Raw genomic sequence first — 18,673 nt, forward strand, 5'->3', positions numbered from 1 at the left:
CAGCAAAAACGCTTTGGAGCCCCAAAGCGTTGCGTTCAGTTATACCGATTCATCAAAGCGAGAAACGGTGTGTCTATGAAGTCCGTCGCTACATCGACAGACGCATTGAGTACGTGTTGCAAACTTCCTTGTTCCGCCTTCGAAAAGTTCATCAACACCCAGTCAATGACTTGGATGGGTGCCGGTGGTCGACCGACGCCGAGCTTAAGGCGCTTGATCTCCTGCGTACCGAGATGCTGGATCAAGGACTTGACGCCATTATGACCGCCTGCACTTCCTTTTGAACGCAAGCGTAATTTCTCAAGCGGTAAATCCAGATCATCATAGATAACGAGAACATCCTCGACCGCGATCTTATAAAAATCAAGCAAAGGTCGAACCGCTTCACCTGATAAGTTCATATACGTTAATGGCTTCACGAGTACGACACGCTCTCCGTTTATCATTCCCGTTCCGAAGAGGGCTTTAAACTTCGATTCTGAGAGCTTGATCCCGTGCTTCTCCGCTAAGGCATCAATCGCGAGAAAACCGATGTTGTGGCGCGTATTCGCATACTTTGCTCCAGGATTCCCTAATCCGACGATACATTTCATATCGATTCCTCATTTCTGTTTAAAAAAGTAAACGAACAAGGGTCCGATTTCAATAAACCGGACCACGTCGTTCGTATGCATCAAGCAATCAGCTGAAGAGCGGGCTGATTGATTTCTGTTCGTGTACACGGATGATTGCTTCTGCAAGCAAGCGTGCCACAGAGATTTGTTTGATTTTGCTTGCACATTCGCGTTGTGTCAAGTCAATCGTGTTCAAGACGACGAGTTCTTCGATCGCTGAGTTCTCGATTCGCTCCATTGCTGGACCCGAAAGAACAGGGTGTGTACAACATGCATAGACTTGTTTCGCTCCGTTTTCGATCAAAGCGTTCGCTGCAAGTGTGATCGTACCCGCTGTATCGATGATGTCATCGATGATGATGGCAATCTTGCCATCGACTTGACCGACGATGTTCATGACTTCTGCGACGTTCGGTTTCGGACGGCGTTTGTCGATGATCGCGATCGGTGCTTTTAATTGTTCTGCTAATTTACGTGCCCGTGTGACACCGCCATGGTCTGGAGAAACGATGACGAGTTCGTTTGGATCGATGTTCTTTTTCTCGAAGTATGAAGCGAGAAGCGGTACACCCATCAATTGATCTACTGGAATATCGAAGAACCCTTGGATTTGTGCTGCATGGAGATCCATCGTCACGACGCGTGTCGCCCCTGCTACTTCAAGCAAGTTCGCAACGAGTTTCGCCGTGATTGGCTCACGTGAACGTGCTTTGCGGTCTTGACGCGCATAACCGTAATATGGAATGACGACGTTGATTGTCCGTGCAGACGCCCGTTTCAGTGCATCGATCATGATGAGAAGTTCCATCAGGTTTTCGTTGACTGGTTGGCTTGTCGATTGAATGATGTAAATATCATCCCCCCGGACACTTTCTTCGATGTTCATCGAAATTTCGCCATCACTGAAGTGTTTGACTGAACTTTCGCTCACCGGGATTCCGATGACTTTAGCGATTTCCTCTGCCAGTGGTTTGTTCGAGTTGAGTGCGAAAATACGAATTTCATGTTCTAAGACAGTAGACATGTGTAGGTGGCCTCCATTTGTTTGGGTTTAGACGAGTAGAGCGACAAGTAATGAATTAACGATAATCAGGTTTCGTCGTTTGACGTTCCCGTGCGATCGCGAGACCGTTTTCCGGCACATCATCCGTGACGGTTGATCCGGCAGCAACAAGGGCGTTCTTGCCGACCGTGACCGGTGCAATCAAGTTGACGTTACAGCCGATGAAGGCATCGTCTTCAATGATCGTCTGGAATTTATTTTTTCCATCGTAGTTGACCGTGATTGATCCACAACCGAGGTTGACGTTCTCTCCGATCGTCGCATCTCCGACATAGCTCAGGTGTGCTGATTTGCTACCTTCGCCAAATGTTGATTTCTTGATCTCAACAAAGTTTCCGACGCGTGTGTTCGCACCGAGAACCGCTTGCTGACGTAAATGCGCGAATGGACCGACTTGTGCCGCTGGACCAATCTTGCTATCCGTGACGACGGATTGACGAACAATGGCACCATCTGCCACTTCACTATTGCGAATATCCGAGTTCGGACCAATCGTACATTCTGAACCAATGACCGTGCGACCGAGTAATTGCGTTCCCGGATAAAGAACAGTATCTGAACCAATCGTGACGTCCGGTCCGATATACGTCGAAGACGGGTCAACGAATGTGACACCCTGACGCATCCAGTACTCGTTCGTCCGCTTACGCATCGATGTTTCCGCTTGCGCAAGTGCGACGCGATCGTTGACACCGATTGTCTCTTCGAACGTAGGTGCCGCATACGCTGCGATCGTTTCGCCTGCTGCTTTAGCAATCTCAATCACGTCTGGTAAGTAATACTCACCTTGCGCGTTATCGTTCTTGACCTGCTTCAGCGTTGCGAACAACATCTCGTTATCAAATACATACGTACCTGTATTGATTTCCCGAAGTGCAAGTTCTTCTGCATTCGCATCCTTGTGCTCGACGATTTTCGAGACGTTTCCATCTTCGCCACGCACGATTCGTCCGTAACCTGTCGGATCGTCAGCGAGTGCCGTCAAGACAGTCACTTTTGCGTTCGTATCCGTATGATGTTGTAACAATGAAGACAGTGTCTCGCTCGTCAAGAGTGGTGTATCGCCACAGACGACGAGTGTTGCTCCCTGTTCGTTCCCGAGTACGGGTTCTGCCATTTGAACAGCATGACCTGTGCCAAGCTGCTCACTTTGAAGTGCGTATTCCACCGATGTGCCAAGCACTTCTTTGACGGATTCCGCACCGTGACCGACGATGACGACCTGTCGCTTGACGCCGAGCGTCGCTAATTGATCGACGACGTGCTGTACCATAGGTTTCCCAGCGACTGGGTGAAGTACTTTGTAAAGCTTCGATTTCATCCGAGTTCCTTTACCCGCTGCTAGAATTACCGCGAAATGATTCATCCTTGTCGCTCCTCCACGTAAATTAGTGTTGATTTCGTTCTGAAATAGTACACTCGTTCCAACTATAACGAAAATGGCATCGTTATTCAATGATGGGACGAAGCGGAATCGAGGAAAAACGAGAAAAAAGACAGCTTTTCCCAAGAAGAGAAAACCTGTCTTTTTCTTATGCTTGATCTGTCGTTTGGGCAGAAGAGACTTCGTAACCGAGACCTTCTTCTTGATCCTCACGTGCCGCATAGGCTTCGAGTACCGAATCTTCGACCTTTTTTCGCATTAATGCATTGATTGGATGAGCGACATCCCGGAAGATACCTTCTTGCGTTCGTTTGCTTGGCATGGCGACGAAGAGACCACTGTTCCCTTCGATCACACGCAAATCATGTACCACGAATTCGTGGTCGAGCGTAATAGAGGCAAGTGCTTTCATTCGACCCTCTGCCACGACGCGACGAATTTTAACGTCCGTAACGTTCATTTTGTCCGCACCCCTTTAACCGTTGTCACAACTCTTCGTTGTCTACTTCTACTTACGGCTTAAAACAAACAAAGGTTTAGTCTTTCCCAATCTTTTTACGCATAATTTCCAAAAGTTTGATAATTACAGTATAGTTACAATCCATGCGGCTGTCAATTTCAGGTAGTCTCTACTTCCGAGAAATAGTGATCGACGTTTCCACGCTTGACTTGAATTTGACCAAGATCGACGTCGACGTCCGCTAATTTCATTAAGCTGACGTATTCGTTGACCATCTTCTTCTCGGCACCCTCTGCCTCGATCAAGACACCCACACCTGCGACCTTTGCTTCGAACTCGCTCAAGAGACTCATCATTCCGCGAATCGTTCCGCCGGCTTTCATGAAGTCATCGATCAATAAGACGTTCGCCCCGCGTGGTAAACTCCGACGCGCAAGTGCCATCGTCCGAATCGCTTTTGAAGAACCTGAGACATAGTTGATACTGACCGTTGAACCTTCTGTCACGCGACTATCCGAACGCACGATGACGAACGGCACACCAAGTTGCTCAGCGACCGCATAAGCAAGTGGAATCCCTTTCGTCGCGATTGTCATGACGACATCGACTTTCTTTTGGCTAAAGACAGATGCAAACACTTGCCCCATTTGTTTGACCATCTTCGGATCCCCTAGTAAGTCCGTCAAATAAAGGTATCCCCCTGGCAACAGTCGATCTGGACGTGCGACACGTTCACATAGATCGTCGATGAACGGTAACGCCTTCTTACTGCTCCACGTCGGGATGAACATGACGCCACCCGCAGCACCTGGTACCGTGACGAGACGTCCCGTTCCCTCATGCTCTAACATCTCGCTGACGATATCTAAATCTTCACTGATCGACGATTTCGCCGATTTATAGCGTTCTGCAAAAATCGTCAATGAGACGAGATGATGGGGATGGTCAAGCAAGTACCGCGTCATGTCGACCAATCGACCACTTCTCCGAATTTTCATTTGTTTTGTTCCACCTCTCCGTAATTCCGAATATTCAATAGTGAATATATCATTTTCATACGGATATTATCAATGGTTTTCGCCTAAAAGACGAACGACGTAGACTTCGTTACAAAAGCCGCGTAATCCATTATAGAGACGTTGTGCCCGATTCTCGTGTTCCGTCAACGCAAAGACCGTCGGACCACTTCCGCTCATCAAGACGCCTTCTGCGCCACAACTCGCCATGAATTCCTTGATCTGCTCGACTTCCGGGTGCATCGGCAACGTGACCGATTCGAGAACATTACCGAGTGACTGGCAAATGCCTTGGAAATCTTGCGCCTTCACCGCATCGATCATCGCTTCGACGTTCGGACGTTTTGCCGTGTTCAAGTCAAGGGCACCATAGACGTCAGCCGTCGAGACACCAATCGTCGGTTTAGCAAGAACGACCCAGCATGGGGGTGGTGAAACAAGTTTTTCTAGCTTCTCTCCGCGACCCGTTGCAATCGCCGTTCCTCCCATGACACAAAATGGGACGTCAGAGCCAACCGCTGCCCCGACTTCCGCCAACTCTTCCAGCGTCAAGCCAAGTTGCCATAACTCGTTCAAACCACGTAATGTCGCTGCTGCATCACTAGAACCACCTGCAAGTCCCGCTGCGACCGGGATGTGTTTTTCTAAGAAGATTTCGACCCCTGTCTTGACGTCGTATTTTTCTTTTAAGATCGCTGCTGCTTTATACGCAAGATTACGTTCGTCGTTCGGAACGTAAGCATGCTGGGCATTCATTCGAATTTCTCCTGACGGCAGCTCCGTCAATTCTAGACGGTCTGCCAAATCGACTGTCGTCATCACCATATGTACATCGTGATAGCCGTCCGGGCGCTTTGCCGTCGCATCCAGGACTAGGTTGATCTTGGCCGGAGCCTTTACAATAATCGTCATCGTGCCGTTCCTCCTCTAGTTCGTTTCCTGTAGGAATTGTATCAACCTTTCCACAAAAAAAGAAGCGAACATTTTGTCCGCTTCGGAAGGTAAGTTTACGAATTCGCAAATTCGATTTGTACGGAGTCTGTTAGCACGTCGGCGTAGCTATAAGAAACTCGCTCGACATTGTGGCGCTCTGCGTCTAGCTTGACTACAAACACCGAAGGATACGTCTCAACGAGCGTTCCGATTCGGGTTACGACCTTTTTACGACCGCCGCTTGCTTTTAGCGTCAGTCTTTCACCAACATGTGTTTCGAAAACATGTCTGATTTCGTTCAACGTCTTTGGCATACGCTTCACCTCACTAATATTTATTATAGCATATTAAATAAATATTAGAAAGGGGAAATATTATATCTGTTCTAATCGTATCCGTCAACGTTTTTTAATTGGCAAAAGTGCATCCGCTAACTGTGCGAATTCCTGCAGGCTGAGCGTTTCTCCGCGACGACGTGGTTCGATTCCAGCTTCCAACAATGCCGCTTCGACCGCCGCCTTTTCCGTCTTCCCGAAGTGTGTCGTCAAGTTGTTCAAAATCGTTTTCCGGCGTTGTGCAAAACTTGCTCGGACGATTTCGAAGAATAATGCCTCATCCTGTGTCTGTACCGCCGGCTCTTTTCGAATGTTCAAACGGATGACTGCTGAATCGACATTTGGTGCCGGAATGAAGACTTGTTTTGGAACCGTGAAGCAGACTTCAGCTTCCGCATAATACTGAATCGCGATCGATAGAGAACCGTATGCTTTCGTGCCCGGTTTTGCACCAATTCGTTCAGCGACTTCCTTTTGAATCATCATGACGAGCGTCCGAAACGGTGCTTTCGCTTCGAGAATCCGCATGATGATCGGTGTCGTGACGTAATACGGGAGGTTCGCGACGACGGCAATGTCAGTGATGCCTTCTTGCGTGAACTCTTCTGCGACGATCGTCGAAAGATCAAGTTCAAGAGCATCGCCGTGAATGACCTTCGTATGAGGATACGGTGAAAGTGTATCGTCAAGAATCGGTAGCAACCGCTGATCGATTTCAAGAGCGACGACTTTTTTCGCCTGTTTCGCCGATTGTTCCGTCAATGAGCCGATTCCTGGTCCGATCTCGAGTACTCCGCTTTCAGGCGTTAATCCAGCTGCCCCGACGATGTTTCCTAATACGTTTAAATCGATTAAAAAGTTTTGTCCCAACGATTTTTTAAACGAAAAGCCATGTTTCGCTAAAATTTCTTTCGTCCGGTGCAATGTAGCAATGTCTTTCAAACTTCTTCCTCCTCTAATTGTTTCAATGCCGCTTCCCATTCCGCCCGCGTGATTCGGATCGATGCGACGCGTTTGACGAGTTGTTTTGCATTCGGTTCACCAATCGCAAGAATCTGACCGAGACGACGACGACGGATCGAGGCTGCTGGTCCACCAATCAAATCGGCTGCTAGAATCATCTCACGTGTCACTTCGGCAACCGGTGCTTCTTCCGTCTCATAGACAGCAGCGAGCGCCTCTTCGATTGCGGCAGGTGAGGCATGCTCCACACCAATTTTCCCTCGCTTATCTTTTGCTTGGGCACGAGGAAGATAGGCGTGTTTACAGCCTGGTACGCGTTCATTGATTCGGGCACGGATACGATCTCCTGGAAAATCAGGGTCCGTGAAGATGATGACACCGCGTCGTTCCAGTGCCTTCTCGATGCGTTGCATCGTTTGTTCATTAACGGCTGAACCGTTCGTTTCAATTGTATCGACATCAAAGACTTCTTGTAATCGTGTCGTATCATCCCGTCCTTCGACGACGATGACTTCTTTTAAGCGTTTCCGCATGATCTCTCCACCTTCTTCAAACACTCTCGTAATTGTACCTGTTTCCACGAAAAAAACAAGGAAGCGTCACGTGTCCGCTTCCGTTGCACTAGGAATGACCCAGACTTGCAGTTGTTTTCGACCGAACGTCTTCGCTTTTTGTTCTCCGTCGACCAAGACATCGATCTTATTTCCTTTGATGGCTCCACCGGTATCGAGGGCGATCGCAAGACCCACTCCTTCGACGTAGACCTTCGTTCCAAGCGGAATGACTTTCGGATCAACCGCGATGATCGGCATCCCTTGATAAGTAATCGTATCCGTCACGTCATACCCGGTCGCTGTCAAGGCACGTCCGTTGTACAAACGACTGCCGTTCGAAGCTGGATCGTTCGTATACGCCGTCGCTTCGACCATCAAACTCTTCGCACTCGAAAAATCAAGGTCCGCATCGGCTTTCGGTGTTTCAGTTAGTGGATTCGTCGCCTGCTCTTCGTTAAAGACGGGTGCTTCAGTAGGCGTCTCGATTGGTTTTGTTCCGACCTTGACGACTTGTTTGATAGGTGTCCGTGTCACTTGGTCATCAATCAGTTTCTTCTCTTTGCTAAGACCGTCAGCTAATGTCAATTGATACTTTTTCGTTCGGACACCTGGACGACCAGATGCCGTCACGAGTTGCTCGCCTTCCGGTAAGGTCGGATCCTCGACTTCTTCAATTTCAAACGGAACGAGCTGTTCTTGCGTCAACGTCGCACGACGTGTCGTGTTGACGGTAATCAACGTACCTTCCGTCACGCGGGTGTCGGGATCCGGAGCGACCCGGTCTTCTTTTTGCAAGCGGATTCCTTCTCGCGCTAACAATTCGCGGACGGACGTCTCATACGTGTAGATTTGTCGGGCTTTTCCACCGACGACGAGATCAACGGGAAAAGCTTCCCGGTACCGCACCGTCATGCCGTTCGTCAATACAGCATCAGAGGACGGATAGATATCATCGGTGTCTGCTTTCTTGATGCCGCGTTCTGCAAGCAAATCCTTCACTTGCCGTGCCTGCGTCCGAACCCGACGTGATTCACCATATCCCATGATCAGCGTGATTTCTTTTGCCCGCTGAATGACGATCAATCGTTTTTCCGGCAAGTCGGCACTAAGAGCCGGTTCAATCACATCATTGTCACGCGTCGTAATACCAGCTTCTTCGAGTGCTCCATAGACAGAGTCAGCTGTCGTTTCAATTTGCTGTTCTTGACCATCAATCAAGACAGTCACAGTCTGTGGATGATCCATCATCCCATAGACGAGTGCAGCCGCAAGTAGCAGGCTGCACCCGATCGTAACGAATGTCAACGAACGCATCATGGCAGACGGAAGACCCGTTTTGCATTTTCTGTCGTCGCCGCTTCCACATCGGCATACATCATGCCACGGAGCTGCGCAATCTCTTCAGCGACGAACCGGACGTAAGCTGGTTCGTTGCGTTTTCCGCGGTGCGGTGTCGGTGTCAGATACGGACAATCCGTCTCAACGAGTAAACGATCGAGCGGTACTTCCTGTGCGACACGCTTCGGCATCTTCGCATTCTTAAACGTCACGGGACCACCGAGTGAAATGTAGAAGTTCATCGCCAGGCATCGTGGTAGCAATTCAGCACTCATGCTGTAACTGTGCAGAATCCCCCCGACTTCTTTTGCATCCTCTTCTTCAAGAATTCGTAACGTATCTTCTGTCGCTTCCCGGTTATGGATGACGATTGGCTTCTTCTTCTGCTTCGCGAGACGGATCTGTTTACGGAAAGCTTCCTGCTGCACGTCCTTCGGTGACGTGTCCCAGTGATAGTCGAGCCCGATTTCTCCAAGCGCGACGACTTTTTCATGGTCCATCAACCGTTCGACCTTTTGATAAGCTTCCTCATCAAAATCAATCGAGTCGACAGGATGCCAGCCGATGACCGCATAGAGATCGTCATACGCTTCGACGAGCTCCATCGCGCGATCAATCGTCTTATGATCAAATCCTACGACGATCATCGGTGAGACGCCGTTCGCGCGTGCCCGCTCGATCGTCTCGTGGACGTCATCCGCAAATTGGTCTGCATTCAAGTGAGTATGTGTATCGATTAACATAGCTATTCGACTCCTTCTTTAAAAAAATGCCTGTGACATGAAGTCCACAGGCATCGGTTTTATTTTACGCTTGCGCCGTTCGCCATCGTTGACGGGACCGTCGCCAGTTCAAGTTTTCCTGCTTTTTCAGCAGCAAGGACCATTCCTTGTGAGAGTTCGCCACGTAACGTGACCGGTTTCAAGTTCGCCACGACGATGACTTTTCGTCCGACTAAATCTTCCGGCTCATACCACTGAGCGATACCGGAGACGATTTGGCGTGTTTCATTCCCCATATCGACTTGTAGCTTCAATAGTTTTTTCGCCTTTTTGATTTTCTCAGCCGTCACGACTTCACCAACACGTAATTCGATTTGGTCAAAGACATCGATCGTCGTTTCCGGACGGACATCTTCATCCGCCTCTTCGACTTCCTCTTCCTCAACACGTGCTGCAGAAGCTTGACGCATCATGTCGACGATTGCTTCGACTTCTTCTTTGACGTCGAGACGTGGGAAAATCGGTGTCGCTGTTCCAACTTTTGTTCCTGGTGTGATGTCTGCGAACTTCTCGAGCGCCGCCCAGTCCATCGCTTGTCCAGAGAGACCAAGTTGCGCGAAGATCTCTTTTGGTGAACGCGTCATGAACGGTTGCAACATGATCGCCACGTGACGTAAGACGCCGACGAGATGCACCATGACTGAACCGAGTTCCGCCGTTTTGGATTCGTCTTTTGCAAGCACCCACGGTTGTGTCTCATCAATGTATTTATTGGCACGGCTGATCAATTGCCAAATGTTCGATAGCACGACAGAGAATTCCATGTGTTCCATCGATGCTTCGACTTTCGTGACCGTTTCTTTTGCAAGATCCGACAGTGTCGCATCAAACGGTGTCACATTACCTGTATAGGCTGGGATCTCACCGTCAAAGTATTTCGTGACCATCGCGATCGTCCGGTTGAGTAAGTTCCCGAGGTCGTTCGCTAAATCGTAGTTCATCCGCTCAACGAATGCTTCAGGTGTGAACATACCGTCCGAACCGAATGGCACTTCCCGTAAGAGGTAGTAACGAAGGGCATCGAGACCGTAACGATCCGTCAACGGAATCGGATCGACGACGTTTCCTTTTGATTTCGACATTTTTCCGTCTTTCATCAATAACCAACCATGTGCGAAGACTTTCTTCGGTAATGGGAGGTCAAGCGCCATCAAGAGTGCCGGCCAGATAATCGTGTGGAAACGAACGATTTCTTTTCCGACGAGATGAACATCTGCTGGCCAGTACTTATCGAAGTTACCATGATCATCCGTACCATAACCGAGTGACGAGATATAGTTCGTCAACGCATCGATCCAGACGTAGACGACGTGCTTCGGATTCGACGGGACTTGTACACCCCAGTTGAATGTCGTCCGTGAGACCGCTAAGTCTTGAAGACCTGGTTTAATGAAGTTATTGATCATTTCGTGTTTACGTGATTCTGGCAAGATGAATGACGGATTCGCTTCAAAGTACTCAAGTAGACGGTCCGCGTACTTGCTGATCCGGAAGAAGTAACATTCTTCGCGAACGAGTTCGACCGGGTGTCCACTGTCAGGGCTCTTCCCGTCGACGAGTTGTGATTCGGTATAGTACGTCTCATCCGGAATCGAATACCAACCTTCGTATTCACCTAAATAGATATCGCCTGATTCAAGAAGTGTTTCGAACACTTTTTCGACGACTTTCTTGTGACGTGGTTCTGTCGTCCGGATATAATCATCGTACGAGATGTCGAGACGATCCCATAAGACTTTAATCTGCTCGACGACACCGTCGACGAATGCCTGTTCCGAGATCCCTGCTTCTGCTGCTTTTTCCTGGATCTTTTGACCGTGCTCATCGCTACCTGTCAAATACCGGACGTCGAATCCTTGAAGTCGTTTGTACCGTGCCATCGCATCTCCAGCCACCGTCGTGTACGCGTGACCGATATGTAGTTTTGCACTTGGATAATAAATCGGGGTCGTGATATAAAATGTCTTTGCCATGTTATTCCTCCGTTCTCTGATTTCCATCTTCATTATAGGCTATTATACGCTGTTACGGGACTGATGTCGAAACTCACTTTTTGTCGAATCGAAACATTTTTTGACATCAGACATCAAATTACAAAAAAACACACTCTATAGTTTCATTTCCTTTAAAAAGGGAAAATGCATTAATAAATCGTTTCAAATATGGTGTTTTTGAGAAATAAATGACATTTTGATTTCAAACTATTCAGATTGGTTGACTACTTTTGGAAAGTCTAGTATTCTACATTCTATAGAAACGATGTCGAATTTTGACGATTTTTCAAAAGAAAAAGAGATCCATGACATCAAAGGAGGAACAACAAAATGAAATCAACAGGTATTGTACGTAAAGTAGACGAGCTCGGTCGTGTCGTAATTCCAATCGAATTACGCCGTACACTTCAAATCGCAGAAAAGGATGCCCTCGAGATCTATGTCGATAACGAACAGATCATCCTTAAAAAATATAAACCAAACATGACTTGCCAAGTCACAGGAGAAGTTTCAGAAGATAACTTCAAATTGGCTGATGGTAAATTGATTCTTTCACCAGATGGCGCACAACGCGTTCTCGTTGAATTAAAAGATTTCCTCGATCGTCACTACGCAAGCAACGAATAAACACAAAAGGAAGCTCCTGACGGGGCTTCCTTTTTTAATCTGCTTCGTGAAACGCGAGGTACAGTTCCTGACGGTCCAGTCCCCGTTCCTTTGCGACACGCTTCAACGCCGCATTCGGCTTTTCGCCTTCTTCGATGTACCGGCGGATTTGCTCGAGCGGATCACTGTCTTGGATGACAGCATCCGGTCGTTCTTCGTTTGATCCTTCGACAAGAACGACGAACTCGCCCCGAACGTCTTCTGCTGCCCAAGCGCGTAATTCACTCACGCTCCCCCGAATGTATTCTTCATACCGTTTCGTTAGTTCCCGAGCTAACGTCACGTGACGATCACCAAGTACTTCCTCGACCCCTTGTAACATCTCTTTCAAACGATGCGGTGCTTCATAAAAGACGAGCGTTCCTGTTTCGTATTTCAATTGCTCTAACGCTTCGCGACGCTCTTTTTTCTTCCGTGGCAAAAAGCCGTAATACAAAAAGCGTTCTGTCGAAAGACCAGACGCGACAAGAGCTGTTAACGCAGCGTTTGCACCCGGAAGAACGATGACAGGAATGTCTGCTGCAATCGCTTGACGAATCAAATCACTTCCCGGGTCCGAGATACCTGGCATGCCGGCATCGGAGACGAGAGCGATTTGTTTTCCTGCCTCTAAATCAGCGAGGAGTCGTTCTCCGCTCGTTTGTTTATTGTGTTCGTGGTAACTGACAAGCTTCGTCTCAATCGAAAAGTGCCGAAACAGTTTCATCGTCTGCCGGGTATCTTCTGCTGCGACGATATCGGATTCCTGTAAGATCCGGACGGCCCGATACGTCATGTCTTCTAAATTGCCGATTGGTGTCGGGACGATATAGAGACCGGCTCCTTGCTGTTGATAGCTACTCGTCGCTTTCATGAGGTTCCTCCTTGAATCAAACGTTCTTTTTGTGAACGTGTTAATTGTTTAATCGCATATTCCCGCTTCATTGCCTCTGACTTCGTTGCGAATATCTCCTGATGAACGAGGACGACCGGTAGACGGGCACGTGTATACTTCGCACCCTTACCTGCGTTATGTGTCGCGATGCGTTGCGTGACGTCTACCGCGTAACCCGTATAATACGTATCATCTTGGCAACGAACGATATAGACTGCATGCTCAGACATCGAACAGCTCCTTCATCTGAGCCGCATACGAGTTGTCCGCTTCATAGACGATGAATGGGGGAAGGACCTTTAGTCCAGGTTTTGCATCCTTGATCCCCTCGATCAAGAGCATGTTCGCTTCCTTCCCTGCTTTCGGATAAATCAGCTGCATCCGTTTCGGTTCCAAGCGATACGCCCGCATCAAGGTAACGATATCAAGCAGTCGTTCCGGTCGATGGACGAACGCTGCTTTCCCGCCTTGTTTCAACAAATCAGATGCACCTCGAATACAGTCTTCGAGTGTACAGAGGACTTCATGTCTTGCAATCGTATAATGTTCACTTTGGTTTTGGTTCGATGTCTCGTTTGCTAAAAAATAAGGAGGATTACAGGTGACAGCATCATAGATGCCGTATCCAAGACGCGTACCCGCCTCTTTGACGTCCCCTTCAATCATCTCAATCCGATTGTTCAGTTCATTCAAGTTGACGCTACGTCGTGCCATCTCCGCTAGTCGCGGTTGAATTTCAAGACCCGTGATCTGCCCTTTCGTCCGGTAGGATAAAAAGAGTGGAATCGCACCGTTTCCCGAACAGAGATCGGCAATCCGTCCCTGTTGAATCGGGACCCACGCAAATCGTGCGAGCAGTGCCGCGTCGAGTGAATACGAGAAGACGGATGGACTTTGAATGATTTTCCCTTCTTGTCCTAAGAGATAATCAAGTCGTTCGTCTGGTAATAGTTCAAACATGTCGTGCCTTCCTTTCCGAAAAAAAGACTGACTCATGTAGAAGTCAGCCTCTCAATGTTTCGTTAACATGGATAAGCAAAAGAGGCAATCGCCGTCTTTTCGTACTTGTCCATAATGCAAGTTACAGATGTGGAACCCTTCCTGGTACAATCGTCCGAGATTATCGTAGCCCGCACCGACGCCCGCTTCCGCTTCTTCCGCTTCCGTGACCGGCTGTTGTTCATCGCGTTCGACTTTTTCCCGAAGATGATGATTCTCCAGATACAGATGTTGGTTCTCTTCCATCATGTAAGCCAGCTGATCCTTTAACACGCTCAGATGCTCAGTCAGCAAATGAATCTGTTGCTCAATCGCATCGACACGCGTAATGATTTCTTTTTTATCGACTCTCTCCACGCGTATGCACCCCGTTATTCTTTTGGTCGTTTTGGTTTTACGGCACCAACGGATAATAGTTCTTCCATCGAATACGTCAAGACGCGGGAACGATCCTTCAGTTCGATTTGAACGACTTGATCGAGGATGTTCAAGCCAACGACGCGTCCTTCGCCTTCAGGTACCGTCAAACGTTTTCCGTAGTCCGGCAAATCACGGCGCATCTCTTCATACGTATCGTTCTCATATTTCAAGCAGCACATCAAACGACCACATACTCCTGAAATCTTCGTCGGATTCAACGACAGGTTTTGATCTTTTGCCATCTTGATCGAGACCGGTTCGAACTCACCAAGGAAAGATGAACAACATAAGACACGACCACACGGACCGATGCCTCCAAGTAACTTCGCTTCATCCCGAACACCGATTTGACGGAGTTCGATGCGTGTCCGGAAGACAGCCGCTAAATCTTTGACGAGCTCACGGAAATCGACACGTCCTTCTGCCGTGAAGTAGAAGATGACCTTATTGCGGTCAAACGTGTACTCGACATCGACCAATTTCATATCGAGTTTATGTTCACGGATTTTTTCGACACATACCGCATGCGCATCAAGCGCTGCGACTTTATTTTCGCGGACGATCATTGCATCCTTATCGTCAGCAATTCGAAGAATGGATTTCAGTGGCAACACCACATCTTCTTCGTCCATTTGTTTATCGGCGATGACCACTTCGCCATATTCAATGCCCCGTACCGTCTCAACGATGACTGCTTGTCCTCGTGATAATGACTCTTGTCCAGGTGCAAAATAATAAATTTTGCCCGCTTCTTTAAAGCGAACGCCTACTACTTCTAGCATGTCGCTCTACCCTTTCTGTAAGTCAAACATGAGACGCTCAACTGTTAATTGGGGATTAACATTCGCTTCGACCCGTCGGACTGCAGCAAGCACAGCTTGCAACCAGCGGGTGATCGTCGTCTGGCTCTTAGACCCCATCTGTTCAAGTTGGGGTTTACTATTCGTATAGGTCATACCTTCCCACGCCGGATTCAGTTTCAGACGTAAGACATCCTCGAAGAAACAGGTGACGAGTTCAAGACCGATTCGGACATCCTGACGGTTCTTGAATTGTCCCATCCATTTCTCTTGTACGAACAGCGGTAAATCAGCCGGACGATTCGCTAATTCCTCCATCAATTGTAACACTGACGCTCGCGCATTTACAAACCAGTCTTCGAGTAATGCTTCTTCCGCATCCTCGACTTTTGGATAGACACGCGCTGCCAGTTGCGTCAACTCGTGGTCCCGTCCCGTTTTTTCAGATAAAACCTCGCCAATCATTTGACGATCCGCTGGGCGAAAACTTAATAACTGTCCCCGCGATCGAATCGTCGGTAAAAGGAGTTGAGGTTGATTCGTCAACAATAAGGCTACTTTTCCTTCTCCTGGTTCCTCAAAGAACTTCAGCAAACTGTTCGCTGCCTGCGGAGTCATCTTATGGGACTGGGTAATGACATAAATCTGACGATCGCCTTCGAGTCCTCGGAGTGAGAGATCATGCATCAATTGTTGAATCTGTTCTTTTTTGATGGTCGCGCCATCTGGTTCGATTTCATAATAATCGACCAAGTTGCCACTTTCCATCCGCCGACAGCTACGACAGACACCACACGGTTCTACATCGACCGGTGCCTCACAAAAAAGGCTTTTCGCGAACAAGTGAGCCGCTTCAAGTAGAAGCGGCTCATAGTCTCCGGTGAAGATATAAGCGTGATTGATTCGATCGTTCCGTAACGAATTTTGAAGAATCGTCGAAATGACCGATTGTGTCTGTTCCAGTTCATGAAACGTCTGCATCAGAATTGATGAAACCCTTCGATTGGCAAGACGAAGACCGTTGCCCCGCCTACCTGGACTTCAACGGGATACGGGATATAAGAATCGGCATGACCACCCATTGGTGAGATTGGAGAGACCATCTGTTCGCGGCTCGAACAGTTCTTTTTGATCAATCGTAACAAATCATCGAGACGCTCACTCTGTACACCAATCATGAACGTCGTGTTCCCTTCTTTAAGAAAACCACCTGTCGTTGCCAGTTTCGTTGCTCGGAAATCATGCTCGACAAGTGCTTCCGCCAAACGTAAGCTATCTTTATCTTGAACGATCGTAATGACCATTTTCATGAGAATCTCTCCTTTTCTTCTAAATACGTAATGACATCTTCCACTAAGTCCTGATGAATCGCTTCAATCGACCGATTGGCTTGTACGATCTGTACCCGTTCTGGATCCGACGCCGCAATCTGCTGAAAACCATCATAGACGCGGGCACGAAACGCATCATCTCGTTGCTCGATTCGATCAAGTGCTCCCCGATCCATCATTCGTTTTTTAGAATCTTTTACCGTTAAATCAAACAAATACGTCCGGTCTGGCGCCAACCCGCCTGTTGCAGAATCATTGATTTGACGCACGAGATCAATCGGATGTCCAAGACCATATCCTTGATACGCAAGTGACGCATCGACGAATCGGTCACATAAGACGATTGTGCCTGCCTCTAACGCCGGTCGAATCAATTCCTCGACATGCTGGGCACGAGACGCTGCATACAGCAGAATTTCCGTCATCTCTTTCATCTCTTCAAAATCAGGATTCAAAATCAACGAACGAATTTCGTTTCCAACGCGTGTGCCACCTGGCTCGCGGGTCGTCATGACGTTATAGCCCTTTTCTTTTAACACATCGCCAAGCAATTGTAGTTGTGTCGTTTTACCGGCACCATCCGGTCCTTCGACAGTAATGAACGTACCTTTCATTCTTCAAACCCTTCCTCTATGACGCGTAACGCTCCTCGTTGCAATTGTTCGCCTCCTTGCAAATGAACGGCTACGGTTTGATAATGTCGTAAACGTAATACCTGTTCCGCCGTAATACGTTCTCCTCTGACGATCAACGGAATGCCTGGCGGGTACGGAATAATCGTTTCGAGTGAAACATGACCGATACACTCATCCAGCTGACGGAACGTACCTGTTGCTTGTTCTAACTGTTCATAAGAACAAGATAAAGCAGATACCTGTATTTTACCCATAATTGGTTGCTCGATATACCTTTTCAAAGGAATTCCTTCTGATTTCATCATTTGAATGGCTCGTTCGACACGATGGACCCAGTCATTCTGCTCAGACTTTGCTAGCGGACGAAGTGGCAAAATACAGACGACGTGATCTCCTAGAGCAAATTCCGCATCGAGTTGAACAGCTCGTAACGCGTGCAGCAACGCATCTCCTGAATATCCCTCATACGTTAATGTCATCCGTGACCAATCATCGAAGCGAAGGACCGTCATATGATCGAACCGTTGAAGTGCTTCGATGAATGCATCATGACTAGCCTGAATATCTGACATACCTTTAACTGTCCATTGTTCACGATAGGAACGCGCATAGTCTAATGAAGCCAGAAGTAAATATGAAGGACTTGAGGTCTGAAACGCTTGAAGCGCTCGCTGTAACTTCCTTCTCGTCTTTTCTGAAAATCGCTCGTGCATCCATGCTCCCATCGTTAGTGCGGGAAGCGTTTTATGGGCAGATTGAACGACCGCGGTTGCTCCTAATTCAAATGCTGAGCGCACACCAAATGCTTCACCGAAGTGTGCACCGTGTGCTTCATCCACTAATAAAGGGAATTCATGCGACGCTGTGAGCTGAACGAGTGACATGATATCAGCTGCTTCCCCGTAATAGGTCGGTGAAGTGATAAACACGCCAACTCCTCCTGGATATTTCGTAAACGCTTCCTTTAATGTTTCACGTGAAACATGGCCACTAATTCCCGTTTCCTCATGAATATCTGGTTCAAGAAAGATCGGTTCGATGCCTAGCCATTCTAACGCATTGAACACGGATTTATGCGAGTTACGCTGTACATAAACACGCTCTCCTCTTGTTGCTATAGCGGCAAGCATCGCCCAATTCCCAACAGTCGAACCATTCACAAGGAAATGACTCGCTTTTGCATCATAGACTTTTCGCAACAAAGCTATCGCGTCTGCAATGGCCTCTTCCGGATGATGAAAATCATCTAGACCAGGTAATTCTGTGACGTCCCATTTAAAAAAGTCAGGAAGCGGTGTTAATGTCCCATTCTTATGTCCAGGAACATGCCATGAGATGGGCGTTCGATCTAAGTGACGTCGAAGTGCATGTACAATAGGAAGTTCGTGTTTCATGAAAAAACTCCTTTTCCTCTAAAATGATTACACAAAAAGACCGACCTGCAATCTGCAGATCGGTCAAGTGCCTGGCAACGTCCTATCCTCACAGGGGGAAGCCCCCAACTACTTTCGG

22 protein-coding genes are annotated in these 18,673 nt (G+C 48.1%); 1 reads left to right on the top strand and 21 read right to left on the bottom strand.

All coding sequences use genetic code 11. The features are described from left to right. Positions 1-35: 35 nt before the first annotated feature. From pth to metG, 12 genes are all read right to left on the bottom strand, one after another. On the bottom strand, positions 36-593 hold the full coding sequence (gene pth / locus KNQ15_RS14030) for an aminoacyl-tRNA hydrolase (RefSeq protein WP_023466549.1): 558 nt from the start codon (positions 591-593) through the stop codon (positions 36-38). An 88-nt stretch (positions 594-681) separates the two neighbouring features. Then, positions 682-1,638, bottom strand: coding sequence for a ribose-phosphate diphosphokinase (locus tag KNQ15_RS14035; protein WP_012368955.1), 957 nt, complete (start codon positions 1,636-1,638; stop codon positions 682-684). Between the two features lie 55 nt (positions 1,639-1,693). Continuing rightward, positions 1,694-3,043 carry a bifunctional UDP-N-acetylglucosamine diphosphorylase/glucosamine-1-phosphate N-acetyltransferase GlmU gene (gene glmU, locus KNQ15_RS14040; protein WP_047392689.1) on the bottom strand — a complete coding sequence of 450 codons (1,350 nt, stop codon included), beginning with the start codon at positions 3,041-3,043 and terminating at the stop codon, positions 1,694-1,696. A 166-nt stretch (positions 3,044-3,209) separates the two neighbouring features. Then, positions 3,210-3,521, bottom strand: coding sequence for a septation regulator SpoVG (gene spoVG / locus KNQ15_RS14045; RefSeq protein WP_064301046.1), 312 nt, complete (start codon positions 3,519-3,521; stop codon positions 3,210-3,212). 158 nt (positions 3,522-3,679) lie between these two features. Next, positions 3,680-4,519, bottom strand: coding sequence for a pur operon repressor (purR, locus tag KNQ15_RS14050; protein WP_053454586.1), 840 nt, complete (start codon positions 4,517-4,519; stop codon positions 3,680-3,682). Positions 4,520-4,588: 69 nt separating this feature from the next. Continuing rightward, positions 4,589-5,449 carry a 4-(cytidine 5'-diphospho)-2-C-methyl-D-erythritol kinase gene (gene ispE, locus KNQ15_RS14055; protein ID WP_023466542.1) on the bottom strand — a complete coding sequence of 287 codons (861 nt, stop codon included), beginning with the start codon at positions 5,447-5,449 and terminating at the stop codon, positions 4,589-4,591. Between the two features lie 95 nt (positions 5,450-5,544). Continuing rightward, complete coding sequence (locus KNQ15_RS14060; protein ID WP_012368950.1) at positions 5,545-5,784, bottom strand: Veg family protein; 240 nt, start codon at positions 5,782-5,784, stop codon at positions 5,545-5,547. 84 nt (positions 5,785-5,868) lie between these two features. Then, a complete protein-coding gene (rsmA, locus tag KNQ15_RS14065; protein ID WP_023466540.1) occupies positions 5,869-6,747 on the bottom strand; it encodes a 16S rRNA (adenine(1518)-N(6)/adenine(1519)-N(6))-dimethyltransferase RsmA in 879 nt (292 codons plus the stop codon). Further along, entirely contained in the window at positions 6,744-7,301 is a 558-nt protein-coding gene (gene rnmV / locus KNQ15_RS14070; RefSeq protein ID WP_023466539.1) for a ribonuclease M5, read from the bottom strand. Before rnmV ends, rsmA begins: the two co-directional genes overlap by 4 nt. A 66-nt stretch (positions 7,302-7,367) precedes the next feature. Beyond that, positions 7,368-8,639, bottom strand: coding sequence for a 3D domain-containing protein (locus KNQ15_RS16965; RefSeq protein ID WP_047392709.1), 1,272 nt, complete (start codon positions 8,637-8,639; stop codon positions 7,368-7,370). Beyond that, entirely contained in the window at positions 8,636-9,403 is a 768-nt protein-coding gene (locus KNQ15_RS14080) for a TatD family hydrolase (protein ID WP_023466535.1), read from the bottom strand. Before KNQ15_RS14080 ends, KNQ15_RS16965 begins: the two co-directional genes overlap by 4 nt. A gap of 59 nt (positions 9,404-9,462) precedes the next feature. Beyond that, positions 9,463-11,442: a methionine--tRNA ligase gene (gene metG, locus KNQ15_RS14085; protein ID WP_256375370.1), complete on the bottom strand. Its 1,980-nt coding sequence runs from the start codon at positions 11,440-11,442 to the stop codon at positions 9,463-9,465. Positions 11,443-11,766: 324 nt separating this feature from the next. On the opposite strand from metG, the gene KNQ15_RS14090 reads away from it, so the two are divergent. Continuing rightward, complete coding sequence (locus KNQ15_RS14090) at positions 11,767-12,063, top strand: transition state genes transcriptional regulator AbrB (RefSeq protein ID WP_023466531.1); 297 nt, start codon at positions 11,767-11,769, stop codon at positions 12,061-12,063. Between the two features lie 34 nt (positions 12,064-12,097). On the opposite strand, the gene rsmI is transcribed toward KNQ15_RS14090, so the two are convergent. The 9 genes from rsmI to KNQ15_RS14135 are packed head-to-tail and all read right to left on the bottom strand — an operon-like array spanning position 12,098 to position 18,555. Continuing rightward, positions 12,098-12,955: a 16S rRNA (cytidine(1402)-2'-O)-methyltransferase gene (gene rsmI, locus KNQ15_RS14095; protein WP_047392712.1), complete on the bottom strand. Its 858-nt coding sequence runs from the start codon at positions 12,953-12,955 to the stop codon at positions 12,098-12,100. Next, the gene (locus tag KNQ15_RS14100; RefSeq protein ID WP_029343047.1) at positions 12,952-13,206 is read right to left on the bottom strand and encodes a GIY-YIG nuclease family protein; all 255 of its coding nucleotides are present in this window, start codon (positions 13,204-13,206) and stop codon (positions 12,952-12,954) included. The genes rsmI and KNQ15_RS14100 overlap by 4 nt, the downstream gene beginning before the upstream one ends. Further along, positions 13,199-13,936, bottom strand: a complete 738-nt coding sequence (locus tag KNQ15_RS14105) for a tRNA1(Val) (adenine(37)-N6)-methyltransferase (protein ID WP_029343046.1) — start codon at positions 13,934-13,936, stop codon at positions 13,199-13,201. The genes KNQ15_RS14100 and KNQ15_RS14105 overlap by 8 nt, the downstream gene beginning before the upstream one ends. Before the next feature lie 51 nt (positions 13,937-13,987). Beyond that, complete coding sequence (gene yabA / locus KNQ15_RS14110) at positions 13,988-14,338, bottom strand: DNA replication initiation control protein YabA (RefSeq protein WP_119182633.1); 351 nt, start codon at positions 14,336-14,338, stop codon at positions 13,988-13,990. An 8-nt stretch (positions 14,339-14,346) separates the two neighbouring features. Then, positions 14,347-15,177 carry a PSP1 domain-containing protein gene (locus tag KNQ15_RS14115; protein WP_029343044.1) on the bottom strand — a complete coding sequence of 277 codons (831 nt, stop codon included), beginning with the start codon at positions 15,175-15,177 and terminating at the stop codon, positions 14,347-14,349. Positions 15,178-15,183: 6 nt separating this feature from the next. Beyond that, positions 15,184-16,176 (bottom strand): DNA polymerase, encoded by a 993-nt coding sequence (locus KNQ15_RS14120; protein ID WP_050677360.1) that lies wholly within the window; start codon positions 16,174-16,176, stop codon positions 15,184-15,186. Beyond that, positions 16,176-16,505, bottom strand: coding sequence for a cyclic-di-AMP receptor (locus KNQ15_RS14125; RefSeq protein WP_023466519.1), 330 nt, complete (start codon positions 16,503-16,505; stop codon positions 16,176-16,178). The genes KNQ15_RS14120 and KNQ15_RS14125 overlap by 1 nt, the downstream gene beginning before the upstream one ends. Next, positions 16,502-17,140, bottom strand: a complete 639-nt coding sequence (gene tmk, locus KNQ15_RS14130) for a dTMP kinase (RefSeq protein WP_029343042.1) — start codon at positions 17,138-17,140, stop codon at positions 16,502-16,504. The genes KNQ15_RS14125 and tmk overlap by 4 nt, the downstream gene beginning before the upstream one ends. After that, positions 17,137-18,555, bottom strand: a complete 1,419-nt coding sequence (locus KNQ15_RS14135) for an aminotransferase class I/II-fold pyridoxal phosphate-dependent enzyme (protein ID WP_069940136.1) — start codon at positions 18,553-18,555, stop codon at positions 17,137-17,139. The genes tmk and KNQ15_RS14135 overlap by 4 nt, the downstream gene beginning before the upstream one ends. Between the last annotated feature and the right edge of the window lie 118 nt (positions 18,556-18,673).

It is taken from the genome of Exiguobacterium sp. s168 (genome assembly GCF_018619035.1).
Taxonomy (GTDB): Bacteria; Bacillota; Bacilli; order Exiguobacteriales; family Exiguobacteriaceae; genus Exiguobacterium_A; species Exiguobacterium_A acetylicum.